Raw genomic sequence first — 22,281 nt, forward strand, 5'->3', positions numbered from 1 at the left:
ACCATGACACTCCGTTATCCACAGGTCTTGCTGCTGCTCTGTGCCCTCAACGTACTGCCGCAGGCTCACGCCGCCGATGGCGTCAAACTCGACACCCCGGTCGGCGGCTGGCGCAGCGGCGCACCGCAAGGCGAGGGCGAGAGCTTTCGCCAGACCGTCAACTACCCGGCCTCGTCGGTCAACACACCGCTTGGCCAGGCCAATACCGCGAGAATCAGCGGCCAGATCAAAGCCGTGCCGAAAAACAATGAACCCGGGCGCCTGATCGTCAACGGCGTCAGCATGCCGCTGAAAATCGACCCCGCCGGCGGCTTCGATCGCCCGTTCTCCTTCCCCAATGGCAGCAACAGCGTCGAAGTCCGCAGCGCCGACGGCCAGCAACGCCACCGCACGCAATTCCTCAACGCCCGCGGCGGCGCCACCCCGGCCAAACTGCGCGTGTTGCTGGCCTGGGACAGCGACGGCACCGACCTCGATCTCCATCTGATAACCCCCGACGGCGCCCACATCTGGTACGGCAACCGCAGCGCCGCCAACGGCGCCGCCCTCGACGTCGACGTCACCACCGGCTACGGCCCGGAAATCGCCGCCATGCCCGCGCCGATCAAGGGGCAGTATCTGGTGTATGTGAATTATTACGGCGGTGGATATCGCGGAGATGACGAAGGTGGGGATGAAGCGGTTCAGGCGCTGACCACGGCGCAGGTGACGGTGATTACTGAAGAAGGCACGCCGAGCGAGAAGATGGAGACGTTTGTAGTGCCGATGCGGACGGCGGGGGAATTGACGCTGGTGAAGTCGTTCAGTTATCCGTGACGGAAATTGGGCAGCAGGTTGCTGCCCAATTTTATCGAGCGTCTTTCAGGCCGCTAATCCAGGCCGGAAAGTACTGGATGTCAGGCGCTTGAGCGCAATATCAAGGGCCTGATCATCGAACAGTTTGCTCTTGCGAGCCGCAGCACCGGCGCCACCTTCCCAATGCTTCAATGCTTCGCGTAGCGCTGGAACAGTCGCAGATACCCCTTCCTGGCTCAACAACCAATCGACCGTGGCCAATAACTCCATACCGAATGGCGATTCAAAACCGTCAATCAGTTGCGCCGTACGTTCCAACGCTTGGGAATATGCCTTGGCCTCAGTCTTGAGATACGTTTGTAAAAACGCTTTGCGATCTTGATCAAACCAGATCACATCATTAATGCCTGCGTCGCTGATGCGCTTGTCACAGTGCAGATAGCTGCCATCGAGGTTATCAAACAGGTGTTCAAGCCGGTTGGCGTATGGGCCATATTTATGTGCGACGAACTTCAGGTTCAGAGGGTTCTCGGTATCTGGCAGCTGCTCGATAGCGCGCTCGAGAAACCAGGCGAGCTTCTGAATCTCCAGCAGACTGCACTCCATGCCGAAAACCCAGTAGCGACGAACCAGTTCGGCGATAAGCGACCGGGCTGGCGTGAGCTTTTCTACGCCCGCGCGTTTGGCGACATTCAGGTACTGGTTGGACGGCTTGAACACCAAGACATCAGCATCGAGATCTCCCAACACTTCGACAATCTGTTCACGGACGTCAGGCCACTTCAAACCGCCGTTACCAGCACCTAACGGTGGAACCGCAACGGATTTCACATCGTTTTCAAGCAGGAACCGCCGCAGGTCATGCAAACCTTCGTTGATCCATGCCATCTGCGACGGCGACCGCCAGTGTCGCTTGGTGGGGAAATTCACGATCCAGCGAGGGCCGTCGAGTTCGTTGGTGGCAGTCACATGCATTTTGCCGGTTTCTACTTCCCCGGCCTTACACGCCGCTGCATACACGCGGTAATTCTGCGCAAAGCGCTCTTTGAACATCAATGCGATGCCCTTGCCCATCACGCCTACGGTATTCACCGTGTTGACGAGGGCTCTGTTTTGGCTTCCAGCAGGTTGCCTTGGGTGAATCTGATCATTGGAAATACCATTTGGGACGCGCAAGGACAGGCAACGTCAGGCTCTGGGTGCGACGTCTGCTTCTGAGGGTGTACGCGTTGTACTTTTTACAAATGATCAGCACTTGCACCTCGGCGGCGTGCGTCCGGCAAATGGGATGTTTCGAAATCAGGTCCGGGATGGCAAGCGATCTTGCGCAACCTCGTAGGCTGCCTCCCGCTCACGTTTGCCTATGGCGACCACGAACACCAGGATTTCGTGATCAAGTACCTGATAGATCAAGCGATAACCGGCGCTTTTCAATTTCACTTTATAGCAGTCTGGTAGCTCGCGAAGCCGATTGGCTTCGATTCGAGGATTCTCCAAGACCTCAGCCAGTTTTTTTGAACTGTTGGCGAACCGTATCGCCCAGCTTGTTCCACTCTTTTAACGCACGTCGATCAAACTCAAGCTCATAAGTCATCCAGACTCACCTTGACCCGCTGAGGGGATGCGAGACGTTCGGTGACTACGGCAATCAGCGCTTCATCCTCTTCACTGAGCAGCGCCGCTTTGAAGGGTAACTTGCCTCGCTCTGCTACATATTGGAGGGTTTGGCGCAGAAGCTCCGACGGCGTGACGCCGAGCTTTTCGAGTTCTGCGAATGAGCGCTGTTTCAGATCATCATCGATGCGGATGTTGATGGAAGCCATGATGGGATACCTGTAATGACGGTTGTCGTTACGGTAACAAGGGGATCGCGTTCTCGACAAGTGAGAATTCAAGTTCCGGACGGTAGGCGTAGCCTTTTTGCAGGTATTAAAAAGCCGGCTTGTGGCCGGCTTCTCGGGGACTGGCTTGGTTTATTTTTGGTAAACCGCGCCAGCCTTCAAAACGTACATCCGGATCTGCGTCCGGCTGTGGGACTTGGTCAGACGTTGGTCTGCCGCGTCGGGCGTCATCCGAGCCGCTGGGCGGGTCGATGCGCGAATGTGGGGCGCAGGATACTGAGTTTTGCTTTGGATTCCCAGCCTCAAGTGCGGTTTAGAGCGACTGAAGCGGTACAAACTCAGGATTTGTACCGGTTGTCAGGGCCTCTTCGCGGGCAGGCTCGCTCCCACAGGTTCGAGTGAAATGTCATAGAAACGGCACCACCGGCCGGCGCTTGCCCAGTGTCGACCACCAGAACACCCAGCCAAGAATGTGAATCCGCTGCTCTTCGATCTGCGCCGGCCGGAAGACCTCGTCGGGGTATTCGGCGCTGTTGTGGCTGCGCATGCGCAGGCCGTTGCCGGGCATGCGGTGCAGGTATTTGATGCGCAGCATGCCGTCGTGCTCTACGGCGTAGATTTCGCCGTCGACGACCTGGGTCAGGCCGCGGTCGATGGCGACGATGGAGCCGTCTTCGATGCGATCGGCCATGCTGTTGCCGATCATGTGCGCGCAGATGGCGTTGGCGTGCTGGATGTCGAGTTGATCGAGGTGGGCGCGGGGCAGGCGCAGGGACTGGTCGGGGTCGAGGATGACGTGGGTTTTACCGTCGCCGTTGGCGATCGGGGTTTCCTTGAAAAATGCCAGGTCGATGTCGCTGGGGTTGATGACGGTGTAGACGCCGCAGATGGCCTGGGCATCGAATGTGTCGCCATTGCTGGCGGGTGGGTGCAGGCGCGCGACCTCCTTGACGCCTTCCCCGGTTTTCAGCCATTCACTATTGACCGACAACAGGCGTGAGACTTCTTCCATGCGATACGCCGGGACGCCCCGGGTGTACCAGTTATGAACGTTTTGGGCTTCCGTGCCCCAGAACCTTGCGAAATCCGTGGTGCTGATGTTCGCTGCTTCCAGGAGTGCCTTGAATCGTGGACCGCTAGTGTTCTTTCTCATAAACACGGAGTCTACGGCCGGACTAGAGCGGTTTGAATAAACCGGGCGTTCAAAAAAAGCCTGTATTTTGCGACGGGATGTAAGACGTACTTGTGGGAAATTAAACAGATTAAAACTGCATGTAGGAATTTAAACGGTTTGTTTAGCCGGGCTTTTTCAAGAGCCCCTCACCCCAACCCTCTCCCGGAGGGGAGAGGGGGCCGACCAAGGTGTATTTCGAGTTACATCGACCTGAACAACCGAGTCGATTATGCAGACGCCAATAACAAAAAACCCCGGAAATCCGGGGTTTTTTTCAAGCGTCACGCAAAGCGTAATTGCTTAGCCCTTGTAGGCGGCAACCGACTTGGTGATCGCTTCGCGGGCGGCGTCTGCACCGGCCCAGCCTTCGATCTTGACCCACTTGCCCTTCTCGAGATCCTTGTAGTTCGCGAAGAAGTGCTCGATCTGCTGGATCAGCAGGGGTGGCAGGTCGGTGTATTCCTTCACATCGACGTACAGCTGCGACAGCTTGTCGTGTGGCACGGCGATGACTTTGGCATCGCCGCCGCCGTCGTCGGTCATGTTCAGGATGCCGACTGGACGCGCGCGGATTACCGAGCCTGGAGCAACCGGGTAAGGGGTCACGACCAGCACGTCGAGGGGATCACCGTCGTCAGCCAGGGTGTTCGGGATGTAACCGTAGTTGGCCGGGTAGAACATTGGGGTGGCCATGAAACGGTCAACGAACAGGCAATCGCTGTCTTTGTCGATTTCGTATTTGATCGGCGCGTGGTTGGCCGGGATCTCGATCGCGACGTAGATGTCGTTCGGCAGGTCTTTGCCAGCCGGAATCTTGCTGTAGCTCATTGGGCGTTGCCCCCGTAGTTGACCAAAAACACTTGGCCGGATTGACCAAAAAGTGGCGGCGATTATAGGCACATTCCTACGCCGACGCCACGTACCAGAAGTCGTGCAGAGCTTAGTCGTGCGCCTGATAGACCGGGTCTGTGGCCTGAAGTTGCCGCAGTCTGCCCAACGGATCCTGCCGGTAGAAAAGCTGCAGTTGCAAGTAGACCTGTGGATAAGCCTCGTGGAGCAGATCCGGGGCGCTGAAGAAGTATTCGCTGGTGACGGCGAAGAACTCCGCCGGGTTCTCGGCGGCGTAGGGATCGATGGCGGTTTCGGCGTCTGGATCGTGGTCGAGTTGGCGGTTGAGGTCGTCGTAAGCGGCCTGCATCACTTTGGCCCAGTCGCTGACGCGCATGTCGGCGTGCAGTGGCGGCAGGCCGTTGGCGTCGCCGTTGAGCATATCGAGCTTGTGCGCCAGTTCGTGGATCACCAGGTTGTAGCCTTCCCAGCCACCGCTGGCCTGTACGCCGGGCCAGGCGAGAATCACCGGCCCCTGCTGCCAGGCTTCACCGCTGTGTTCGCCGTCCCACTCATGCTCGACGCCGCTGGCATCGCGATGGCGTTGCGGGCTGAGGAAGTCGTCCGGGTACAGCACGATCTCGTGGAAACCCTGGTACCAGTTGAGATCACCGAGATGCATCAGCGGCAACTGTGCTTGCGCGGCGAGCAGCAGGCGTTGCTCCTGATGCAGTTCGACACCGGGCAGGGCGGTCAGGTGTTTGTCGTCGAGAAACAGCACGCAGGCTTCGCGCAACCACTGGTCTTCAGCAGCGCTGATGCCATCGAGGAAGGAGAGTTGATGGCGCACCCGTTGCCACAGGTCGTCGGCAATCGGGTGCCTGGCCAGGAGGCGCCGGCGTCGCCAGGCGCTCAGTGACCACATCGGATCAGTGCGATTGCACTTTGGTGCCGCCGAACCGGCTGCGCACCACGCCGATGATCATCGGCACCAGCGACAGCAGAATGATTGCCACCACCAGCAGCGAGAGGTTTTTCTTGATGAACGGCACGTTGCCGAAGAAGTAACCCAGAGTGACCAGACCGCCGACCCAGAGGATGGTGCCGAGCACGCTGAAGCCGAAGAAACGCGGGTACGGCATCCGCGCCACGCCCGCGACGAACGGCGCGAAGGTGCGGATGATCGGCAGGAAACGCGCCATGGTCACGGTCTTGCCGCCGTGCTTGTCGTAGAAGTCGTGGGTTTTTTGCAGGTAGTCGCGACGGAAGATTTTCGAGTTCGGGTTGCTGAACAGCTTCTCCCCGGCCGTGCGTCCGATCACGTAGTTGGTACTGTCGCCCATGATCGCCGCCAGCATCAGCAGGCCACCGAGCAGCACCGGATCCATGCCGCCGCCGGCCGCCACTGCGCCAGCGATGAACAGCAGCGAGTCACCCGGCAGGAACGGCATCACCACGAGCCCGGTTTCACAGAAGATCACCATAAACAGGATGGCGTAGATCCATGGCCCATAGTTGTTCACCAGCAAATCGAGATACACATCGAGATGCAGGATAAGGTCGAGCGGGTTGAAATCCATGGGGGCACCTGTATGACGGCCCGACTCGGCAGGCCTGTGCGGATGACTTCGTGTAAGCCTACAGCGGGGTGTAGTTTTTCTTACAAGCCGGAAAGATCGGGATTATACGGTCTGAGCGATGAAAAGCGCGTCGGTTTTGTAGCGGGGAGTGTCGCGAAGTGAGCAATTGTCAGGGAAAAGGTGGCCGTGGCGAGGGAGCGAACTCCCTCATCACCGAAGCCGTTGGAGTCAGAGCTCGTCGCTGATCGGCAGTACGTAGTTCTTGAACTCGGTGTCTTCCTTGAAGCCGATCGATTCGTAAGTTTTCTGCGCCACTTCGTTGTCCGCGCTGGTCGAGACGCGCATGCGCACGGCCTGGGTTTCCTTGGCCATTTTCTTCGCGGTACGGATCAGATTGTCGGCGACCAGTTGCCGGCGCGCGTCTTCAGCAACGTAGATATCGTTGAGAATCCACACGCGTTTGAGCGACAACGAAGAGAAGCTCGGATAGAGCTGGCAGAAACCCATGAGTTTCTTGTCGTCATCGTCGGCCAGGGCCAGATAGATTACCGACTCTTTGCGGCGCAAGCGCTTTTCGAGGAACGCGCGGGAGGAATCCGGGTAAGGCAGGGAGCCGTAGAACTCGCGATATTTGACGAACAAAGGAGTCAGCAAATCCAGATGTTCGAGGGTCGCTTGAATAATCCGCATGATAGGTCTCGTCTTCAAGTGGCTGTCTTCAACTGCTCTGACGGCGATGGGAAACCCGGGCGGCCGTGCGTCGATCCTGCCTGAAAGCAGCGCAGAAAGGCAATGCGGAAACGGTTCAGGCTGGCGGTGGATCGAGCAGGAAGTTGCCTTTCATGTCGACAGCGTCGTCCGCCTCCAATGTGTGCAGCTGAGCTTCATCCTTCAGGTTGACCCCCGACAGCTGCCGCCGACAGGCCTCGCGCATCAGATACAGCAAGCGATGCGCCGCCATGCCGTAGCTCAAACCTTCAAGCCGAACATTGGAAATGCAATTGCGATACGCGTCGGTGAGGCCGACCTTCGGCGCGTAGGTGAAATACAGCCCGAGGCTGTCCGGCGAACTCAAACCCGGGCGCTCGCCGATCAGCATCACCACCATTTTCGCCCCGAGCAGCTGGCCGATCTCGTCACCGATGGCGACGCGGCCCTGTTCCACCAGCACCACCGGCGCCACGGACCAGCCGTCGCCGCTCATCTGTTCTTCCAGGCGCGTCAGGAACGGCAGGGTGTGGCGATGCACCGCCAGCGCCGACAGGCCATCCGCGACGACCATCACCAGATCGACGCCGCCCGGGTGTTCGCTGGCGTAATCGCGTAAGACCTGCGCCGATGCATCGCTGAGCTTGCGCCCCAGATCCGGGCGTTGCAGATAGGTGTGTCGGTCCGACGCGGCGCTTTGCAGCGCCAGGGTTTCCCGCCCGCGGTCGCTCAGTTGTGCGCTGATTTCGCTGTGATCGAAGGCCAGATGCACGGCATCACGGGCTTGGGCGTGGGCAAACTGAAAATCCAGCTGCGCCCGCGTCGGCAGACTGGTGCCGGTTCGGCCCAGGGCAATCCGCGCCGGGGTCAGGCGGCGCAGTTCCAGCCAGGGGTTTTGCGGATCGACCGGTGGTTTTTCCATAAGACTCATCCCAAGTGCGCCAAGGCCTGGCGGAAGGCCGGCGGCAGATTGTTGCCGAAGCGAACCTTGCCGTCCGCCTGGGTGAAGATGCCCATGTTGGCCAGCCATTGCTCGAACTCTGGCGCCGGTTTCAGGCCCAGGGTCTGGCGGGCGTACAAGGCGTCGTGAAACGAAGTGGTCTGGTAATTGAGCATGATGTCGTCGGAGCCGGGGATGCCCATGATGAAGTTGATCCCGGCGACGCCGAGCAACGTCAGCAGGGTGTCCATATCGTCCTGATCGGCTTCGGCGTGGTTGGTGTAACAGATGTCGCAGCCCATCGGCACACCGAGCAGCTTGCCGCAGAAGTGGTCTTCGAGGCCGGCGCGGATGATCTGCTTGCCGTTGTAGAGGTACTCCGGGCCGATAAATCCTACGACGGTGTTCACCAGGAACGGCTTGAAATGTCGCGCCACGGCGTAGGCCCTTGTCTCGCAAGTCTGTTGATCTATGCCGTGGTGGGCGTTGGCCGACAGCGCGCTGCCCTGACCGGTTTCGAAATACATCAGGTTCTGCCCGAGTGTGCCGCGCTTGAGACTGAGCCCGGCGTCGTAGCCTTCCTGCAAGACATTCAGATTGATACCGAAACTGGCATTGGCCGCCTCAGTGCCGGCAATCGACTGGAACACCAGATCCAGCGGCACGCCACGGTTGATCGCCTCGATCGAGGTGGTGACGTGGGTCAGCACGCAGGCTTGGGTCGGGATGTCGTAGCGCTGGATGATTGCGTCGAGCATCTCCAGCATCGCGCAGATCGAAGCGATGCTGTCGGTGGCCGGGTTGACCCCGATCATCGCATCGCCGTTGCCGTAGAGCAGGCCGTCGAGAATGCTCGCGGCGATGCCGGACGGCTCGTCAGTCGGGTGGTTGGGTTGCAGGCGGGTCGACAGGCGCCCGCGCAAACCGAGGGTGCCGCGAAATTGGGTGACCACGCGGATTTTCTGCGCGACCAGCACCAGGTCCTGTACACGCATGATCTTCGACACGGCGGCGACCATTTCCGGGGTCAGGCCGGGGGCGAGGGCGCGCAGGCTGGTTTCGTCCGCCGCGTCACTGAGCAGCCAGTCGCGAAAGCCGCCAACGGTCAGGTGACTGACCACGGCGAAGGCTTGTTTGTCGTGGGTGTCGATGATCAGCCGGGTGACTTCGTCGGCTTCGTAGGGGATCAGCGCTTCCTGCAGGAAGTGCGTGAGCGGGATGTCCGCCAGGGCCATTTGCGCGGCCACCCGTTCGCCGTCGTTGAGCGCGGCGATCTCGGCGAGAAAATCCCCCGAGCGGGCGGGGCTGGCCTTGGCCATGACGTCTTTGAGGCTGTCGAAGCGGTAAGTCTGCGCGCCGACCGTGTGAGCAAAACTGGCCATTCAGCGTTCTCCGTGACGGCGCAGAACAGCTCTGCGCCGTGGTTTTCGACAATCAGTGCAAGGCTTGTTCAGCTTTTTGAATCGCCGCGAATTCTTCTTCCGGCGTGCCTGCTACCAAGTGATGCCGACTGTAGAAAGCAAAGTAAGCAATTAACACTCCATAGATGATCGCGGCGCCGATCACCACCCGTGGATCGACGAGGAAACCCGCCACCACGGCGATGCACGCCAGCACCAGCGCCACACCCGAGGTGAAAATGCCGCCCGGCGTGCGATACGGCCGGTCCATTTTGGGGCGCCGGATACGCAGGGTGATGTGTGCGGCCATCATCAGCACATAGGAAATGGTCGCGCCGAACACCGCGACCAGAATCAGCAAATCGCCCTGGCCGGTCAGCGACAGACCAAAGCCGATGATGCCGGGAATCACCAGAGCCAGCACCGGTGCCTTGCTCTTGTTGGTCTGCGACAGTTTGCGCGGCAGATAACCGGCCCGCGACAGAGCGAAGATCTGCCGCGAGTAGGCGTAGATGATCGAGAAGAAACTGGCAATCAGCCCAGCCAGACCGACAAGGTTGACGAAGCTGCCCATCCAGGTCGAGCCACCGTAGGCTTTGCTCAGTGCTTCGACCAGTGGATTACCGGAGGTCAGCAGCGAATTCGCACCAGCGCCGCCGGGACCGACGATCAGAATCAGCAGGGCAAACATCAGCAGCACCAGCATTGCCCCTATCAGGCCGCGCGGCAGATCGCGCTTGGGGTTTTTGGTTTCTTCTGCGGCCAATGGCACGCCTTCGACGGCGAGGAAAAACCAGATCGCATAGGGAATCGCCGCCCACACGCCGACGTAGCCGAACGGCAGAAACGGGCTGGCACCGACCGCAGTGGTCACCGGGATGTCGAGCAGGTTGGCAACGTCGAAGTGCGGCACCATCGCCACCAGAAACACCCCCAGCGCCAGCGCGGCGACGGCGGTAATGATGAACATCAGCTTGAGCGCTTCGCCGACCCCGAAAATGTGGATGGCGATGAAGATGATGTAGAACGCCAGATAGATCATCCAGCCGCCAATACCGAACAGCGACTCGCAGTAGGCGCCGATGAACACCGCGATGGCGGCGGGGGCGATGGCGTACTCGATGAGGATCGCGGTGCCGGTAAGAAACCCGCCCCACGGCCCGAACGCACTGCGGGCGAAACCGTAGCCGCCGCCAGCGGTGGGAATCATCGACGACAATTCGGCCAGGGAAAAACACATGCACAGGTACATGGTCGCCATCAGCAGCGTGGCCAGAAACATCCCGCCCCAGCCACCCTGGGCGAGGCCGAAGTTCCAGCCGGCGTAGTCGCCGGAAATCACATAAGCGACGCCGAGGCCCACCAGCAGGACCCAGCCGGCGGCGCCTTTTTTCAGTTCGCGTTGTTGGAAATAATCGGTGCCGACTTTTTCGAAGTCGACGGAGGAGCCGGTCGCCGGAGCGCCGGCCGGGGATTCGCTTGGCATAGGGTTCACCATTTTTATTGTTTTATTGGCCCGGCTACAGCCAGGAACCTGATCGTTCCCACCCTCTGCGTGGGAATGCAGCCCGGGACGCTCCGCGTCCCTTCGAAACCGAACGCGGAGCGTCCGTTGAGGCATTCCCACGCGGAGCGTGGGAACGATCAGCGACGCAGAGCGTGGGAACGATCAGCATCGCAGGATCAGAAGAATCCCAACGGATTGATGTCGTAGCTCACCAGCAGGTTCTTGGTCTGCTGATAATGGTCGAGCATCATTTTGTGGGTTTCACGCCCGACGCCGGACTTCTTGTAACCGCCGAACGCGGCATGCGCCGGGTACAGGTGGTAGCAGTTGGTCCACACGCGACCGGCCTTGATCGCCCGGCCCATCCGGTAGGCGCGGTTGATGTCGCGGGTCCACAGGCCGGCGCCGAGGCCGAACTCGGTGTCGTTGGCAATCGCCAGGGCTTCGGCTTCGTCCTTGAAGGTGGTGATGCTCACCACCGGGCCGAAGATTTCTTCCTGGAACACGCGCATCTTGTTGGTGCCCTTGAGCAGGGTTGGCTGGATGTAATAACCGGTGGCCAGGCTGCCCTCGAGTTTTTCCACCTTGCCGCCGGTCAGCAGCTCCGCACCTTCGCCCTTGGCGATTTCCAGGTACGAGAGGATCTTGTCGAATTGCTGCTCCGATGCCTGGGCGCCGACCATGGTGTCGGTGTCCAGCGGGTCGCCACGTTTGATCTGGCTGACTTTCTTCATCACTGCCTGCATGAATTCGTCGTAGATCGATTCCTGCACCAACGCGCGGGAAGGGCAGGTGCACACTTCGCCCTGGTTGAAGAACGCCAGCACCAGGCCTTCTGCGGCTTTTTCGATGAAACTCGGCTCGGCCTGCATGATGTCTTCGAAGAAGATGTTCGGCGACTTGCCGCCCAGTTCCACGGTCGACGGAATGATGTTTTCCGCTGCGCATTTCATGATGTGCGAGCCGACCGGGGTCGAGCCGGTGAAGGCAATCTTGGCGATGCGCTTGCTGGTCGCCAGCGCTTCACCGGCTTCTTTGCCGAAGCCTTGCACGACGTTGAGCACGCCCGGCGGCAGCAGGTCGCCGATCAGTTCCATCAGCACGCAGATGCCCAGCGGGGTTTGCTCGGCAGGTTTGAGCACCACGCAGTTACCGGCGGCCAGCGCTGGCGCAAGTTTCCACGCGGCCATCAGCAGCGGGAAGTTCCACGGGATGATCTGGCCGACCACGCCCAGCGGTTCATGAATGTGGTAAGCCACGGTGTTGCCGTCGATTTCCGCAGCGCTGCCTTCCTGGGCGCGCAGGCAACCGGCGAAATAACGGAAATGGTCAGCGGCGAGCGGGATGTCGGCGTTGAGGGTTTCGCGGATGGCTTTACCGTTGTCCCAGGTTTCGGTGATCGCCAGCAGTTCGAGGTTTTCTTCGATGCGGTCGGCGATTTTCAGCAGGATCAGCGAGCGCGCCTGCACGGAAGTAGCGCCCCACGCATCGGCGGCGGCGTGGGCAGCGTCCAGCGCCTTGTCGATGTCTTCGGCGGTGGAGCGGGGGAATTCGGCGATTGGCTGGCCATTGACTGGCGAGGTATTGGTGAAGTACTGACCTTTGACCGGCGCGACGAATTCGCCGCCGATGTAGTTACCGTACTTGCTCTTGAACGAGACTTTGGCGCCGTCGGTACCGGGATGGGCGTAACGCATGATGATGTTCTCCTTGGCTTTGTACTTATTAGAGAAACGCGCAAGTGCGCTTGCTATAAGCGTAGAGCAAGGCTCGGGCCACTGCCGTGCAGGTCAGGCAAATCAAGGGCTTGGCCGGTTTGTCTCGGACGAATGGAGAGCCGCTGTGACGGTTTCGGTACAGCGCGCGTGACAATTTGTACCGCTTGCGACACAGCCCGTGACCGGGCGGTCTTGCCGGCATTGCAATGCGCTGGTGGCTGAGGGATCCTCAGCCAACAGCAATCCGGTAGGAGCTGCCGAAGGCTGCGATCTTTTGCTTTTGTTTTTCAAGATCAAGATCAAAAGATCGCAGCCTGCGGCAGCTCCTACACAGGATTGCGTCGACCTCTCGGGGAGAACAATAAGAAATGCACGACAACCATTTGAGTCGCCATGCCCGCCAGGTTCTCACCGTCACCCAGGGCAAACCGCACCTGCACGGCCCCGGCGCCGATCCGTCGATCGCCCGTTCGTGGCTGCGTTGCCTTGAGGACTATCACCTCGATCCTTCCGTGACCATGGCGCCGACCGTGCTTGAGCATGGCCGAGTACTGGAAAGTCGCGAACGTCTGCAACAAGTGCTGCAAATTGCCGGCACCGAGATGAGCAGCCTGCATCAGCAACTCTCCGGCGCCGGCCATGCGGTGCTGCTGACTGACGCGCGCGGTGTGATCCTCAATTGCGTCACCGCGCCGGCCGAACGGAAGATTTTCGAGCGCGCCGGTCTCTGGCTCGGCGCTGACTGGAGCGAAGCCTGCGAAGGCACCAACGGCATCGGCACCTGCCTGGTCGAGCGTCAGGCGCTGACCATTCACCAGGACGAGCATTTTCGCGGCCGCCACACCGGGCTGACCTGCTCGGCGAGTCCGGTGTTCGATCCGCACGGTGAATTGCTGGCGGTACTCGATGTGTCTTCGGCGCGGCCGGACGTCTCGCGGCAGAGCCAGTTCCACACCATGGCGCTGGTCAATCTGTCGGCGAAGATGATCGAGAGCTGCTACTTCCTGCGCTGTTTCGACAATCAGTGGTTGCTGCGCTTTCATCTGCAGGCCGAGTCCGTCGGCCTGTTCAGCGAAGGGCTGCTGGCGTTTGACGGCGAAGGGCGGATCAGCGCAGTCAACCAGAGCGCGCTGAACCTGCTCGGGCATATTCGCGGTGGTTTGCTCGGTAAACCGGTGGAAGCGTTTTTCGATTGTTCGCTGGATGACCTGCTCGGTCGCGCGAGTGCCAACGCCAGCGCCAGTTGGCCGCTGCGCACTCGTGATGGCCGGCATCTGTTTGCCGTGTTGCGCGGCGAATCGCGCAAGCCGACAGCCATTGTTCCAACGCCAATCACTGCTCCAGCGCCACGCCTGTCCGGCATCTGCCTCGGCGATGAAGCGTTGCAGGCGGAATTTCGCAAAGCCCTGCGCGTGTTCGAGCGCGACGTGCCGCTGTTGATCAACGGCGAAACCGGCTCGGGCAAGGAGGCGTTCGCCAAGGCTGTGCACCAGGCCAGCCAGCGCTGCGGCAATGCCTTCGTCGCACTCAATTGCGCGGCCATTCCGGAAAGCCTGATCGAGAGCGAACTGTTCGGCTATCGCGGCGGCAGCTTCACCGGCGCACGCAAGGACGGCATGCGCGGCAAGCTGCAACAGGCCGATGGCGGCACCTTGTTCCTCGACGAAATCGGCGACATGCCACTGGCGTTGCAGACGCGCTTGCTGCGTGTGCTGGAAGATCGGCAAGTGGTGCCGATTGGCGGCGAGCCGCAAGCGGTAGACGTGCGCATCATCAGTGCGACGCACCGCAATTTGCTCGAACGAGTCGAGGACGGCAGTTTCCGTGAAGACCTGTATTACCGCTTGAACGGGCTGGAAGTGGCGTTGCCGGCATTGCGCGAGCGCAGTGATAAATCGCAGTTGCTGGATTTTCTGCTGGCCGAGGAGGCCGGAGGCGAAACGATTCTGATCGACGAAGCGGCGCGGCAAGCGTTGTTGGCATTCAACTGGCCGGGCAATGTGCGGCAGTTGCGCAATGTCCTGCGTACGCTGGCGGCGTTGTGTGATGGCGGGCGGGTCAGCGTTGAGGATTTGCCGGTGATGATTCGGCAGGCGCGGCCGGCGGTGGTGGCGGCGCAGCCATTGGAAGATGCCGAACGACTGGCCTTGCTCAGTGCGCTGGAGCAGACGCGCTGGCATATGACCCATACAGCGCAGCAACTGGGCGTAAGCCGCAACACCCTTTATAGAAAACTGCGTAAACACGGAATTGAGCGGCGTGTCAGCTGAAAGCCCTCACCCTAACCCTCTCCCAGAGGGAGAGGGGACTGACCGAGGTGTTTTGGCGATTTACGCCGACCTGAAATATCGAGCCGAACTAAAAATTTGAAAGCGACCGAGATCGGCTCCCTCTCCCTCGGGAGAGGGCTGGGGTGAGGGGCTGCGGTCTGAAGCCGTGCGCAGATGTAGCCGCCAACCCGTCTCCATCCTTCAGCTAAAGAGTGCCATTTCCCCCTCCCTACGCTAACCTGCGGCCATGTTTTACGAGGTCGACTATGCACATTCATATTCTGGGTATCTGCGGGACTTTCATGGGCTCGATGGCAGTGTTGGCCAAAGAGCTGGGTCATCACGTCACCGGCTCCGATGCCAACGTCTATCCGCCGATGAGCACGCAGCTCGAGGCCCAGGGCATTCAGCTGACGCAGGGTTATGACCCGGCGCAGCTCGATCCGGCGCCGGATCTGGTGGTGATCGGCAATGCCATGTCCCGTGGTAACCCGGCGGTGGAATATGTGCTGAACAAAGGCCTGCCGTACGTCTCCGGCCCGCAGTGGCTGGCTGACCACGTGCTGCAAGGTCGCTGGGTATTGGCCGTGGCCGGTACGCATGGCAAAACCACCACCAGCAGCATGCTCGCCTGGGTGCTGGAGCACGCCGGGATGAGCCCGGGTTTCCTCATCGGCGGCGTGCCGCAGAATTTCTCGGTGTCGGCGCGCCTGGGCGGTACGCCGTTCTTTGTGATCGAGGCTGATGAATACGACAGCGCCTTTTTCGACAAGCGTTCGAAATTCGTTCACTACCGTCCGCGCACTGCGATCCTCAACAATCTTGAGTTCGATCACGCCGACATCTTCCCTGATCTACCAGCAATCGAGCGTCAGTTTCATCACTTGGTGCGCACCATTCCGAGCGAAGGGCTGGTCATCCACCCGACCACCGAGCCAGCGTTGCAGCGCGTGATCGAGATGGGTTGCTGGACCCCGGTGCAAACCACCGGCGCCGGCGGTCAGTGGCAGGTCAAGCTGCTGAGCGAGGACGGCTCGGCGTTCGAAGTGATGTTTGAAGGCGTGTCCCAGGGCACCGTCGAGTGGGAATTGACCGGTCAGCACAACGTCGCTAACGCCCTGGCTGCTCTGGCCGCCGCGCGTCACGTTGGCGTCGTGCCGTCGATGGGCATCGCCGGGTTGAGTGCGTTCAAGAACGTCAAACGCCGTATGGAGAAAGTCGCCGAGGTGCGCGGCATCACCATTTACGACGACTTCGCTCACCACCCGACCGCTATCGCCACCACGCTTGATGGCCTGCGCAAACGCATCGGCGACGCGCCACTGATTGCGATCATCGAGCCGCGCTCCAATTCGATGAAGCTCGGCGCCCACCGTGACGGTCTGCCGGACAGCGTGGTCGATGCCGATCAGGTGATCTGGTACGCCCCGGCCAACCTCGGCTGGGACCTCGGCGCCACTGCAGCGTTATGCACCGTGCCGTCAATCGTCAGCGATTCGCTGGAAGGCATCATCGAGCGCGTGAAGAGCCAGGCGCAGCCCGGCACGCACGTAGTGATCATGAGCAACGGCGGCTTCGGCGGCCTGCACGGCAAGCTTGCCGAGGCGCTGCAATGAATACGTTTTCCCAGGCCGGCGGCCCGGAACGCATCACCCTGGCGATGACCGGCGCCTCGGGCGCGCAGTACGGCTTGCGCCTGCTCGATTGCCTGGTGCGCGAAGATCGCGAAGTGCACTTCCTGATCTCCAAGGCTGCGCAACTGGTAATGGCCACCGAGACCGACGTGTCCCTGCCGAACAAGCCGCAGATGATGCAGGCGTTTCTGACCGAATACACCGGCGCCGCTGCCGGGCAGATTCGCGTGTATGGCAAGGAAGACTGGATGTCGCCGGTGGCTTCGGGCTCCGGCGCGCCGGCAGCCATGGTAGTGGTGCCGTGTTCGACCGGCACGCTGTCGGCGATTGCCACCGGCGCCTGCAACAACCTGATCGAACGCGCGGCGGACGTTACGCTGAAAGAGCGCCGCCAGTTGATTCTGGTGCCGCGCGAGGCGCCGTACTCGAGCATCCATCTGGAGCACATGCTCAAGCTGTCGAATCTGGGCGTGACGATTCTGCCGGCCTCGCCGGGCTTCTATCACCAGCCGCAGACCATCGATGATTTGATCGACTTCGTTGTGGCGCGGATTCTCAATCTGCTCGGCATCCCGCAGGACATGCTGCCGCGTTGGGGCGAGCATCACTTGAGCAGCGATGAATAAGCTGCTGGTGCTTGTGCTGGCGCTGCAATTGGGTGGATGCGCTACCGTGCGCACGCTGGATGCGGCCAAACCCGGCGCGCCGGTGGTGTATGCCGGGACGCGGCTGGATTTGTATGCGTTGAACGGCGGGTGTTGTGCGATGGACCGGTTCGGTGCCGAGGCGCCGAGCTATCCGGGAGTGGACCTGCCGGCCAGCGCGTTGCTCGATACGCTGTTGTTGCCGTTGTCGTTGCTCACCGTGATTGGCGTAGGTTTTCAAGCGACTGGTGGATTGTAGCGACTGATCGTTCCCACGCTCTGCGTGGTAACGCATCCTGTGACGCTCCGCGTCACGCTTTTAGGACGCAGAGCGTCCATGGCTGCATTCCCACGCAGAGCGTGGGAATGATCATCATGGGTGGATGGATTATTTGCCTAACTTGCGCAGTTCATCCGATTCGATCACCCGCACCCCATCCTGTTCTTCCAGCGCCAGGCGCCACATCGCTCGCGCCAACTGGCACGCTTCGATGCCGTGATATTTCCCCGGAATCAGCTTCGATAACGGCCCGGCCAGTTGCTCGACCAGGCGTGGTTCGGTGCGTTCGCCAAGCAACAGCGAGGGTCGGCAAATGGTCAGCTGCGGCCAGTTCTGCGCGCGCAGGGCCTGTTCCATTTCACCCTTGACCCGGTTGTAGAACACCGAGGAATTCGGATCGGCGCCAATCGCACTGACCACGATCAGGTGCCGCGCGCCCATCTCCCGCGCGCGCTTGGCGAACGCCACGACCATGTCCAGATCCACCGCGCGAAAGGCTTCTTCGGAGCCGGCCTGCTTGATCGTCGTGCCGAGGCAGCAGTAGGCGATATCGACCCGGCCACTGAGCTGCGGCAGAAACGCTTGCGGGTCGCCGACCGGGTTTTCCAGATGGGGATGCTCGGCCAGCGGCCGGCGCGAAGGGGCGAGGACACGGGTAATGGTTGGTTCGTTGAGCAAACGGTCGAGCAGATGTTCACCGGTCAGTCCGGTGGCTCCGGCAAGCAATACGTGCTGAGGCGTCAAGTACATAGTGTCTCTCCCTTGATACTGTTCAGCTTAGTTGCCTTTTTTCGCCGCGTCGTTCAATGCGCTGCTGTGCAACGCTTTGCGCGCCTGCTGTTTTCGCAGCAGCTGCCAATGCGACAGCACGGTTTTCGGCGCCCAGATCTGCGGCTCCGAGGCTTCGAAACCGTCGGCCAGCTCGCGTTCGGCAACGGTGGCCTTGGCCAGTTTGAATGCCTGCTCAAGGTCGTCGGTCTGGTTCAGCGCCTGGGCGAACAGCGCGTCGCCGAAATAGGTGAAGTTGGCTTCTTCCGAGCAACCGAACGACACCCGATCGGCGCGCGAGGCAGTCATGATCAGCGTGCGTTCGTCCTTCAGCGCCGGGATAAATCCACCGGAATAGCACGAGGAAATCACGATGACCTTGTCGCGATGCTTCAGCGGCGCGAGCACGGCGGCGAGTTCATCGGCGGGCAGGTCGGCCAGCTCCATGCGCGGCTGATCGAGCACCAGTTCATGTTCGGCGGTGCCGTGGCTGGTCAGATAAATGAACAGCAGGTCTTCCGGCCCGCTGCGTTCGGCAAGGGCTTGCGCGGCGCGGCGCAGGTTTTCGCGGGTGGCCATCGGCCGGTCGCCGAGATGATCGCGATGATTGACCAGGCGGATCTGGCCGTAGGCGCCGAAGCGCGTACTGAGCATGTTGGCGACGTAATCGGATTCACGCAGGAACACGCTTTGCTTGCCGTCGCCGCCGAGGGTCAGGGTGTACAACTCGACTGCCGGAGTCGAAGCGGGGATCGCCGCCAGTGCCTCGTCGAGCAGACGACCCTGGGCGAGCAAACCGAGTTCGAGAGTGTCGGGGAGTAATTTGCCGTCGGCGTCGCGTACGCGTTGGCCGTTGATCCAGGTGCCGCTGAGCACGCTGCCATCGGTCAGCACCAGAGTACCGCGTCCTGAATAGCTGTCGTTGTCGAAGCCGCCGATGTAGAAGCTGCCATCGGCAAGGTTCAAACGGCCCTGGCCGGTGAAGCGCCAGTCATTGAATACACCGATGTAATGGCTGCCATCAGCGCCGATCAGTTCGCCCTTGCCGGTCAGCGCGCCTTCCTTGAACTGGCCGAGCCAGACGTCGCCGTCGGCGTTCTCGTAGCGGCCTTTGCCGTGCAATTGATTGTTCTTGAAGCCGCCGACGTAGATATCGCCGTCGGCGCTGTTGTAAGTGCCGTTGCCTTCCAGTTGACCGTTGACGAAATGGCCGGTGAACGAATTGCCGCTGGCATCGCCGCGCTGGCCTTCGCCGTTGGGTTTGCCATGGGCGAACTGGCCTTGATAGGAGCTGCCGTCGTCCATTTCCAGACGGCCGAGGCCGGAATACTGGTCAGCCTTGAACTCGCCGCGATAGGTCATGCCGTTTTCTTTCAGCGTGCCTTCGCCATCGCGCCGGCCCTGCTTGAAACCACCGGTATAACTGCTGGCATTGGTGCTCAGGCTGCCCTGTCCATCAAACAGACCTTGCTGGAACTGGCCGCGATAGACCTCGCCATTGCTGCCATGCCATTCGCCCTGCCCGTGCCACTGCCCCTTGTCGAACTCTCCGGCGTACCAACTGCCGTTGGGGTAGTCGACGCGGCCCTGACCTTGCAGCAAGCCGTCGACCAGTTCACCGCGATAGCGTCCGCCATCGGGCAGGCGCGCATCCGGCGGCAACAGCGACTCGCCGTCGCCGCAAGCGGTGAGCATCAGGGTCAGGGCAAGGGGTGCAAGTCGAGCGATTGAGCGCATAGCGGGATCCGGGCAATTAGGCGACCGAGTATGCCGCAGCTATGCGTCGCATATATACAGACGTGACGCGAAACAGCGTGCGCTGCTTCGCATCCGGGATGATCAGACGAAGCAGAGTGACAGCGGCTCGGCGATGTAGGCCGGTTTGTCCGAGCCTTCTATCTCCAGTGTCGCGGTGGCCTTGAGCAGCCACTGACCGGGTTTTTTCTCGGTCACTTCGACCATGTCGACCTTCAGTCGGACTTTCGAATTGACCTTGACCGGCTGGATGAAACGCACGCTGTCCAGGCCATAGTTGACGACCATCTTCACGCCTTCGGGCAGCACGAGGATGTCTTCCATCAGTTTCGGCATCAGCGACAGCGACAGGAAACCATGGGCGATCGTGCTGCCAAACGGCGTTTGCGCAGCCTTGACCGGATCGACGTGAATGAACTGAAAATCACCGGTGGCTTCGGCGAACAGGTTGATGCGCTCCTGATCGATGGTGAGCCATTGGGAACGTCCAAGTTCCTTGCCGACATAATCTTTGAGCTCTGCAACGGGAACATAGGGCATTGAGACTCTCCTTGGGTTCATCGGTTTTATAGTTTTTCAGGGGGCGGATTTGACCGGCCTGCGAACCACTGTAGATCATCATGGCGATTTGCTCAGGTCAACCGACCATGCTTTTGGCGAATGCCGGTCCATAGCGCCGGCATGCTTATAATGCCGAGCCCCTGCTGGGTGAAATAGAAGACGGAGATGTCAGATGTTGTTACGTGGCCTGACCCTGCTGGTGCTGTTCCAACTGCTCGGCACGGCGCTCAATCATTTGCTGTTGCCGATATTGCCGGGGCCGATCATCGGGCTGCTGCTGTTGCTGGTGTTCCTGATCATTCGCGGTGAAGTCGGCGAGCCGCTGAATCAGGCGGCGGGCAGCCTGCTGCGTTATCTGCCGTTGCTGCTGGTGCCGCCAGCGGTGGGCGTGATGGTGTATGCCACGGCGATTGCCGCCGATTTCTGGGCGATCGTCGGCGCGCTGGTGGTCTCGCTGATCCTGTCGATGGCGTTTGCCGGCGTGCTCATGCAACGGCTGGTCAAACGTCATGCGCCGCCGGCGGAGGAATCCTGATGCTGTTCGACTGGCAAGGCGCGTGGACCTCGGTGATTCATCATCCGCTGTTCGGCATTGGCATCACGCTAGGCGCTTATCAACTGGTGCTGGCGGCATTCGAGAAAACCCGCTGGATCTTTCTGCAACCGGTGCTGGTCTCCATGTTGTTGGTGATCGGTGTGCTGGTCGGCTGCGGCCTGACCTACGCGGAGTATCGCAAGAGCACCGAAATCCTCAGCATTCTGCTGGGGCCGGCCACGGTGGCGCTGGCGGTGCCGCTCTACCTGAATCTGCGCCGCATCCGGCAATTGTTCTGGCCGATTTTTACTACTCTGGTGATAGGCGGGGTGGTCGCAACGGGCATGGGCGTGGCGCTGGGCTGGTGGTTCGGTGCCGATCACATGATCCTGATGACCATGGCGCCTAAATCGGTGACGTCGCCGATCGCCATGCTGGTTGCCGAGCAGATCGGCGGTGTGGCGGCGCTGGCAGCGGTGTTTGTATTGATCACCGGGGTCATCGGCGCGATCTTCGGCCCGGCGCTGCTGACCCGCCTCGGCGTGCACAGCCCCGAAGCGCGCGGCATGGCGCTGGGCATGACCGCTCATGCGGTCGGCACGGCGGTGGCGATGCAGGAAAACGATGAGTGCGGCGCGTTCGCCGCGCTGGCAATGAGTCTGATGGGTGTGGCCACGGCGGTGTTCCTGCCGTTGGCGGTGTCGATGGTGGTGTAAGGAAATGTCTATGAGTCTGCCGCTTTTTCCGCTGAACACGGTGCTGTTCCCCGGCTGCAACCTCGATCTGCAGATCTTCGAGGCGCGCTACCTCGACATGATCGGCCGCTGCATGAAGCAGGGCGTCGGTTTCGGTGTGGTGTGCATTCTGGAGGGCAACGAAGTCGGTGTGGCACCAGAAGGTTTCGCAATGGTTGGCTGCGAGGCGCGGATCACCGATTTCCAGCAACAGGACAACGGCCTGCTCGGCATTCGCGTCCAGGGCGGGCGGCGTTTCACGGTGTTGCGCACCGAAGTGCAGCGCGATCAGTTGATCGTCGCCGACGTCGAATGGCTGGACGATGAGCCCGAGCAACCGTTGCAGGACGAGGACGCCGATCTGGTCGCGCTGCTCAAGGCGCTGGCCGAACACCCGATGGTCGAAGCGTTGGACATGGGCACTGAAGCCGCCGGTCAACAGTCACTGGCCAATCAGCTTGCCTACCTGTTGCCGTTCGCCGAAGAAGACAAGATCGATCTGCTGCAACTCGACGACCCTCAGCAACGGCTGGATGCGATCCAGGCATTACTCGACGAGTTGCAGGGCGAACTGTTCGCCTAGTTTCACTTGCAAAACGCATGACTCAA

The 22,281-nt window shown here is 60.7% G+C and carries 21 protein-coding genes and 2 pseudogenes; 8 read left to right on the forward strand and 15 right to left on the reverse strand.

The window, feature by feature from the left end:
* Window positions 1-3 precede the first annotated feature (3 nt).
* Complete coding sequence (locus AB4N48_RS01095; RefSeq protein WP_423520107.1) at window positions 4-816, forward strand: YfaP family protein; 813 nt, start codon at window positions 4-6, stop codon at window positions 814-816.
* 45 nt (window positions 817-861) lie between these two features.
* Here AB4N48_RS01095 and darG read toward each other — a convergent pair.
* From darG to exaC, 12 genes and pseudogenes are all read right to left on the reverse strand, one after another.
* Window positions 862-1,946, reverse strand: a pseudogene (gene darG / locus AB4N48_RS01100) (type II toxin-antitoxin system antitoxin DNA ADP-ribosyl glycohydrolase DarG).
* Between the two features lie 148 nt (window positions 1,947-2,094).
* Window positions 2,095-2,389: pseudogene (locus AB4N48_RS01105) on the reverse strand (type II toxin-antitoxin system RelE family toxin).
* Window positions 2,379-2,618 carry a type II toxin-antitoxin system RelB/DinJ family antitoxin gene (locus AB4N48_RS01110; protein WP_039761862.1) on the reverse strand — a complete coding sequence of 80 codons (240 nt, stop codon included), beginning with the start codon at window positions 2,616-2,618 and terminating at the stop codon, window positions 2,379-2,381. Before AB4N48_RS01110 ends, AB4N48_RS01105 begins: the two are co-directional and overlap by 11 nt.
* A 424-nt stretch (window positions 2,619-3,042) precedes the next feature.
* On the reverse strand, window positions 3,043-3,789 hold the full coding sequence (locus AB4N48_RS01115) for a S24 family peptidase (protein WP_041477707.1): 747 nt from the start codon (window positions 3,787-3,789) through the stop codon (window positions 3,043-3,045).
* 321 nt (window positions 3,790-4,110) lie between these two features.
* Window positions 4,111-4,638 (reverse strand): inorganic diphosphatase, encoded by a 528-nt coding sequence (ppa, locus tag AB4N48_RS01120; RefSeq protein WP_003205933.1) that lies wholly within the window; start codon window positions 4,636-4,638, stop codon window positions 4,111-4,113.
* A gap of 112 nt (window positions 4,639-4,750) precedes the next feature.
* Window positions 4,751-5,563, reverse strand: a complete 813-nt coding sequence (locus AB4N48_RS01125) for a M90 family metallopeptidase (protein ID WP_460094654.1) — start codon at window positions 5,561-5,563, stop codon at window positions 4,751-4,753.
* Between the two features lie 4 nt (window positions 5,564-5,567).
* The gene (locus AB4N48_RS01130) at window positions 5,568-6,218 is read right to left on the reverse strand and encodes a DedA family protein (RefSeq protein WP_095181915.1); all 651 of its coding nucleotides are present in this window, start codon (window positions 6,216-6,218) and stop codon (window positions 5,568-5,570) included.
* Between the two features lie 228 nt (window positions 6,219-6,446).
* Window positions 6,447-6,908, reverse strand: coding sequence for a GNAT family N-acetyltransferase (locus tag AB4N48_RS01135; protein WP_007958617.1), 462 nt, complete (start codon window positions 6,906-6,908; stop codon window positions 6,447-6,449).
* Window positions 6,909-7,023: 115 nt separating this feature from the next.
* A complete protein-coding gene (gene eutC, locus AB4N48_RS01140) occupies window positions 7,024-7,848 on the reverse strand; it encodes an ethanolamine ammonia-lyase subunit EutC (protein WP_130929126.1) in 825 nt (274 codons plus the stop codon).
* A 5-nt stretch (window positions 7,849-7,853) separates the two neighbouring features.
* Entirely contained in the window at window positions 7,854-9,248 is a 1,395-nt protein-coding gene (locus AB4N48_RS01145) for an ethanolamine ammonia-lyase subunit EutB (protein ID WP_024014467.1), read from the reverse strand.
* A 52-nt stretch (window positions 9,249-9,300) separates the two neighbouring features.
* Window positions 9,301-10,752, reverse strand: coding sequence for an ethanolamine permease (gene eat / locus AB4N48_RS01150; protein WP_024014466.1), 1,452 nt, complete (start codon window positions 10,750-10,752; stop codon window positions 9,301-9,303).
* A gap of 197 nt (window positions 10,753-10,949) precedes the next feature.
* Entirely contained in the window at window positions 10,950-12,470 is a 1,521-nt protein-coding gene (gene exaC, locus AB4N48_RS01155) for an acetaldehyde dehydrogenase ExaC (RefSeq protein ID WP_024014465.1), read from the reverse strand.
* Window positions 12,471-12,859: 389 nt separating this feature from the next.
* Between exaC and AB4N48_RS01160 the strand changes: the two genes are divergently transcribed.
* The 4 genes from AB4N48_RS01160 (at window position 12,860) to AB4N48_RS01175 (ending at window position 17,298) form a co-directional block, all read left to right on the forward strand.
* Window positions 12,860-14,761 (forward strand): sigma-54-dependent Fis family transcriptional regulator, encoded by a 1,902-nt coding sequence (locus AB4N48_RS01160; protein WP_252876962.1) that lies wholly within the window; start codon window positions 12,860-12,862, stop codon window positions 14,759-14,761.
* 266 nt (window positions 14,762-15,027) lie between these two features.
* Window positions 15,028-16,377 (forward strand): UDP-N-acetylmuramate:L-alanyl-gamma-D-glutamyl-meso-diaminopimelate ligase, encoded by a 1,350-nt coding sequence (gene mpl, locus AB4N48_RS01165; RefSeq protein WP_016773007.1) that lies wholly within the window; start codon window positions 15,028-15,030, stop codon window positions 16,375-16,377.
* Window positions 16,374-17,021, forward strand: a complete 648-nt coding sequence (gene ubiX / locus AB4N48_RS01170; protein WP_024014462.1) for a flavin prenyltransferase UbiX — start codon at window positions 16,374-16,376, stop codon at window positions 17,019-17,021. Before mpl ends, ubiX begins: the two co-directional genes overlap by 4 nt.
* The gene (locus tag AB4N48_RS01175; RefSeq protein WP_095181909.1) at window positions 17,014-17,298 is read left to right on the forward strand and encodes a YceK/YidQ family lipoprotein; all 285 of its coding nucleotides are present in this window, start codon (window positions 17,014-17,016) and stop codon (window positions 17,296-17,298) included. The genes ubiX and AB4N48_RS01175 overlap by 8 nt, the downstream gene beginning before the upstream one ends.
* Before the next feature lie 129 nt (window positions 17,299-17,427).
* Here the strand turns inward: AB4N48_RS01175 and AB4N48_RS01180 are convergent, their stop codons facing one another.
* The 3 genes from AB4N48_RS01180 to AB4N48_RS01190 all read right to left on the reverse strand — a co-directional run bounded on the left by AB4N48_RS01180 (window position 17,428) and on the right by AB4N48_RS01190 (window position 20,382).
* Complete coding sequence (locus AB4N48_RS01180; protein WP_460094658.1) at window positions 17,428-18,069, reverse strand: oxidoreductase; 642 nt, start codon at window positions 18,067-18,069, stop codon at window positions 17,428-17,430.
* A gap of 27 nt (window positions 18,070-18,096) precedes the next feature.
* Window positions 18,097-19,824, reverse strand: a complete 1,728-nt coding sequence (locus AB4N48_RS01185) for a C13 family peptidase (RefSeq protein ID WP_150638399.1) — start codon at window positions 19,822-19,824, stop codon at window positions 18,097-18,099.
* 102 nt (window positions 19,825-19,926) lie between these two features.
* Window positions 19,927-20,382, reverse strand: coding sequence for a MaoC family dehydratase (locus tag AB4N48_RS01190; protein WP_150638401.1), 456 nt, complete (start codon window positions 20,380-20,382; stop codon window positions 19,927-19,929).
* A 193-nt stretch (window positions 20,383-20,575) separates the two neighbouring features.
* Between AB4N48_RS01190 and AB4N48_RS01195 the strand changes: the two genes are divergently transcribed.
* Genes AB4N48_RS01195 through AB4N48_RS01205 form a run of 3 tightly spaced genes read left to right on the forward strand, consistent with a single transcriptional unit; the run spans window position 20,576 to window position 22,255 of the window.
* Window positions 20,576-20,938, forward strand: a complete 363-nt coding sequence (locus AB4N48_RS01195; protein WP_016773012.1) for a CidA/LrgA family protein — start codon at window positions 20,576-20,578, stop codon at window positions 20,936-20,938.
* Window positions 20,938-21,654 (forward strand): LrgB family protein, encoded by a 717-nt coding sequence (locus tag AB4N48_RS01200; protein WP_236168742.1) that lies wholly within the window; start codon window positions 20,938-20,940, stop codon window positions 21,652-21,654. The genes AB4N48_RS01195 and AB4N48_RS01200 overlap by 1 nt, the downstream gene beginning before the upstream one ends.
* A gap of 10 nt (window positions 21,655-21,664) precedes the next feature.
* Window positions 21,665-22,255 carry an LON peptidase substrate-binding domain-containing protein gene (locus tag AB4N48_RS01205; RefSeq protein ID WP_041477716.1) on the forward strand — a complete coding sequence of 197 codons (591 nt, stop codon included), beginning with the start codon at window positions 21,665-21,667 and terminating at the stop codon, window positions 22,253-22,255.
* Window positions 22,256-22,281: the final 26 nt, after the last annotated feature.

The organism is Pseudomonas sp. S2_C11 (genome assembly GCF_054668395.1).

What these genes read in the sequence shown, in the direction of transcription:
- AB4N48_RS01180 (WP_460094658.1), bottom strand. Translation starts at nt 18,069, where the DNA reads ATGTACTTGACGCCTCAGCACGTATTGCTTGCCGGAGCCACCGGACTG.
- AB4N48_RS01095 (WP_423520107.1), top strand. Translation starts at nt 4, where the DNA reads ATGACACTCCGTTATCCACAGGTCTTGCTGCTGCTCTGTGCCCTCAAC.
- AB4N48_RS01135 (WP_007958617.1), bottom strand. Translation starts at nt 6,908, where the DNA reads ATGCGGATTATTCAAGCGACCCTCGAACATCTGGATTTGCTGACTCCT.
- AB4N48_RS01125 (WP_460094654.1), bottom strand. Translation starts at nt 5,563, where the DNA reads ATGTGGTCACTGAGCGCCTGGCGACGCCGGCGCCTCCTGGCCAGGCAC.
- AB4N48_RS01195 (WP_016773012.1), top strand. Translation starts at nt 20,576, where the DNA reads ATGTTGTTACGTGGCCTGACCCTGCTGGTGCTGTTCCAACTGCTCGGC.
- AB4N48_RS01185 (WP_150638399.1), bottom strand. Translation starts at nt 19,824, where the DNA reads ATGCGCTCAATCGCTCGACTTGCACCCCTTGCCCTGACCCTGATGCTC.
- AB4N48_RS01110 (WP_039761862.1), bottom strand. Translation starts at nt 2,618, where the DNA reads ATGGCTTCCATCAACATCCGCATCGATGATGATCTGAAACAGCGCTCA.
- ppa (WP_003205933.1), bottom strand. Translation starts at nt 4,638, where the DNA reads ATGAGCTACAGCAAGATTCCGGCTGGCAAAGACCTGCCGAACGACATC.
- mpl (WP_016773007.1), top strand. Translation starts at nt 15,028, where the DNA reads ATGCACATTCATATTCTGGGTATCTGCGGGACTTTCATGGGCTCGATG.
- AB4N48_RS01190 (WP_150638401.1), bottom strand. Translation starts at nt 20,382, where the DNA reads ATGCCCTATGTTCCCGTTGCAGAGCTCAAAGATTATGTCGGCAAGGAA.
- AB4N48_RS01205 (WP_041477716.1), top strand. Translation starts at nt 21,665, where the DNA reads ATGAGTCTGCCGCTTTTTCCGCTGAACACGGTGCTGTTCCCCGGCTGC.
- AB4N48_RS01130 (WP_095181915.1), bottom strand. Translation starts at nt 6,218, where the DNA reads ATGGATTTCAACCCGCTCGACCTTATCCTGCATCTCGATGTGTATCTC.
- AB4N48_RS01115 (WP_041477707.1), bottom strand. Translation starts at nt 3,789, where the DNA reads ATGAGAAAGAACACTAGCGGTCCACGATTCAAGGCACTCCTGGAAGCA.
- ubiX (WP_024014462.1), top strand. Translation starts at nt 16,374, where the DNA reads ATGAATACGTTTTCCCAGGCCGGCGGCCCGGAACGCATCACCCTGGCG.
- exaC (WP_024014465.1), bottom strand. Translation starts at nt 12,470, where the DNA reads ATGCGTTACGCCCATCCCGGTACCGACGGCGCCAAAGTCTCGTTCAAG.
- AB4N48_RS01160 (WP_252876962.1), top strand. Translation starts at nt 12,860, where the DNA reads ATGCACGACAACCATTTGAGTCGCCATGCCCGCCAGGTTCTCACCGTC.
- eutC (WP_130929126.1), bottom strand. Translation starts at nt 7,848, where the DNA reads ATGGAAAAACCACCGGTCGATCCGCAAAACCCCTGGCTGGAACTGCGC.
- AB4N48_RS01145 (WP_024014467.1), bottom strand. Translation starts at nt 9,248, where the DNA reads ATGGCCAGTTTTGCTCACACGGTCGGCGCGCAGACTTACCGCTTCGAC.
- eat (WP_024014466.1), bottom strand. Translation starts at nt 10,752, where the DNA reads ATGCCAAGCGAATCCCCGGCCGGCGCTCCGGCGACCGGCTCCTCCGTC.
- AB4N48_RS01175 (WP_095181909.1), top strand. Translation starts at nt 17,014, where the DNA reads ATGAATAAGCTGCTGGTGCTTGTGCTGGCGCTGCAATTGGGTGGATGC.
- AB4N48_RS01200 (WP_236168742.1), top strand. Translation starts at nt 20,938, where the DNA reads ATGCTGTTCGACTGGCAAGGCGCGTGGACCTCGGTGATTCATCATCCG.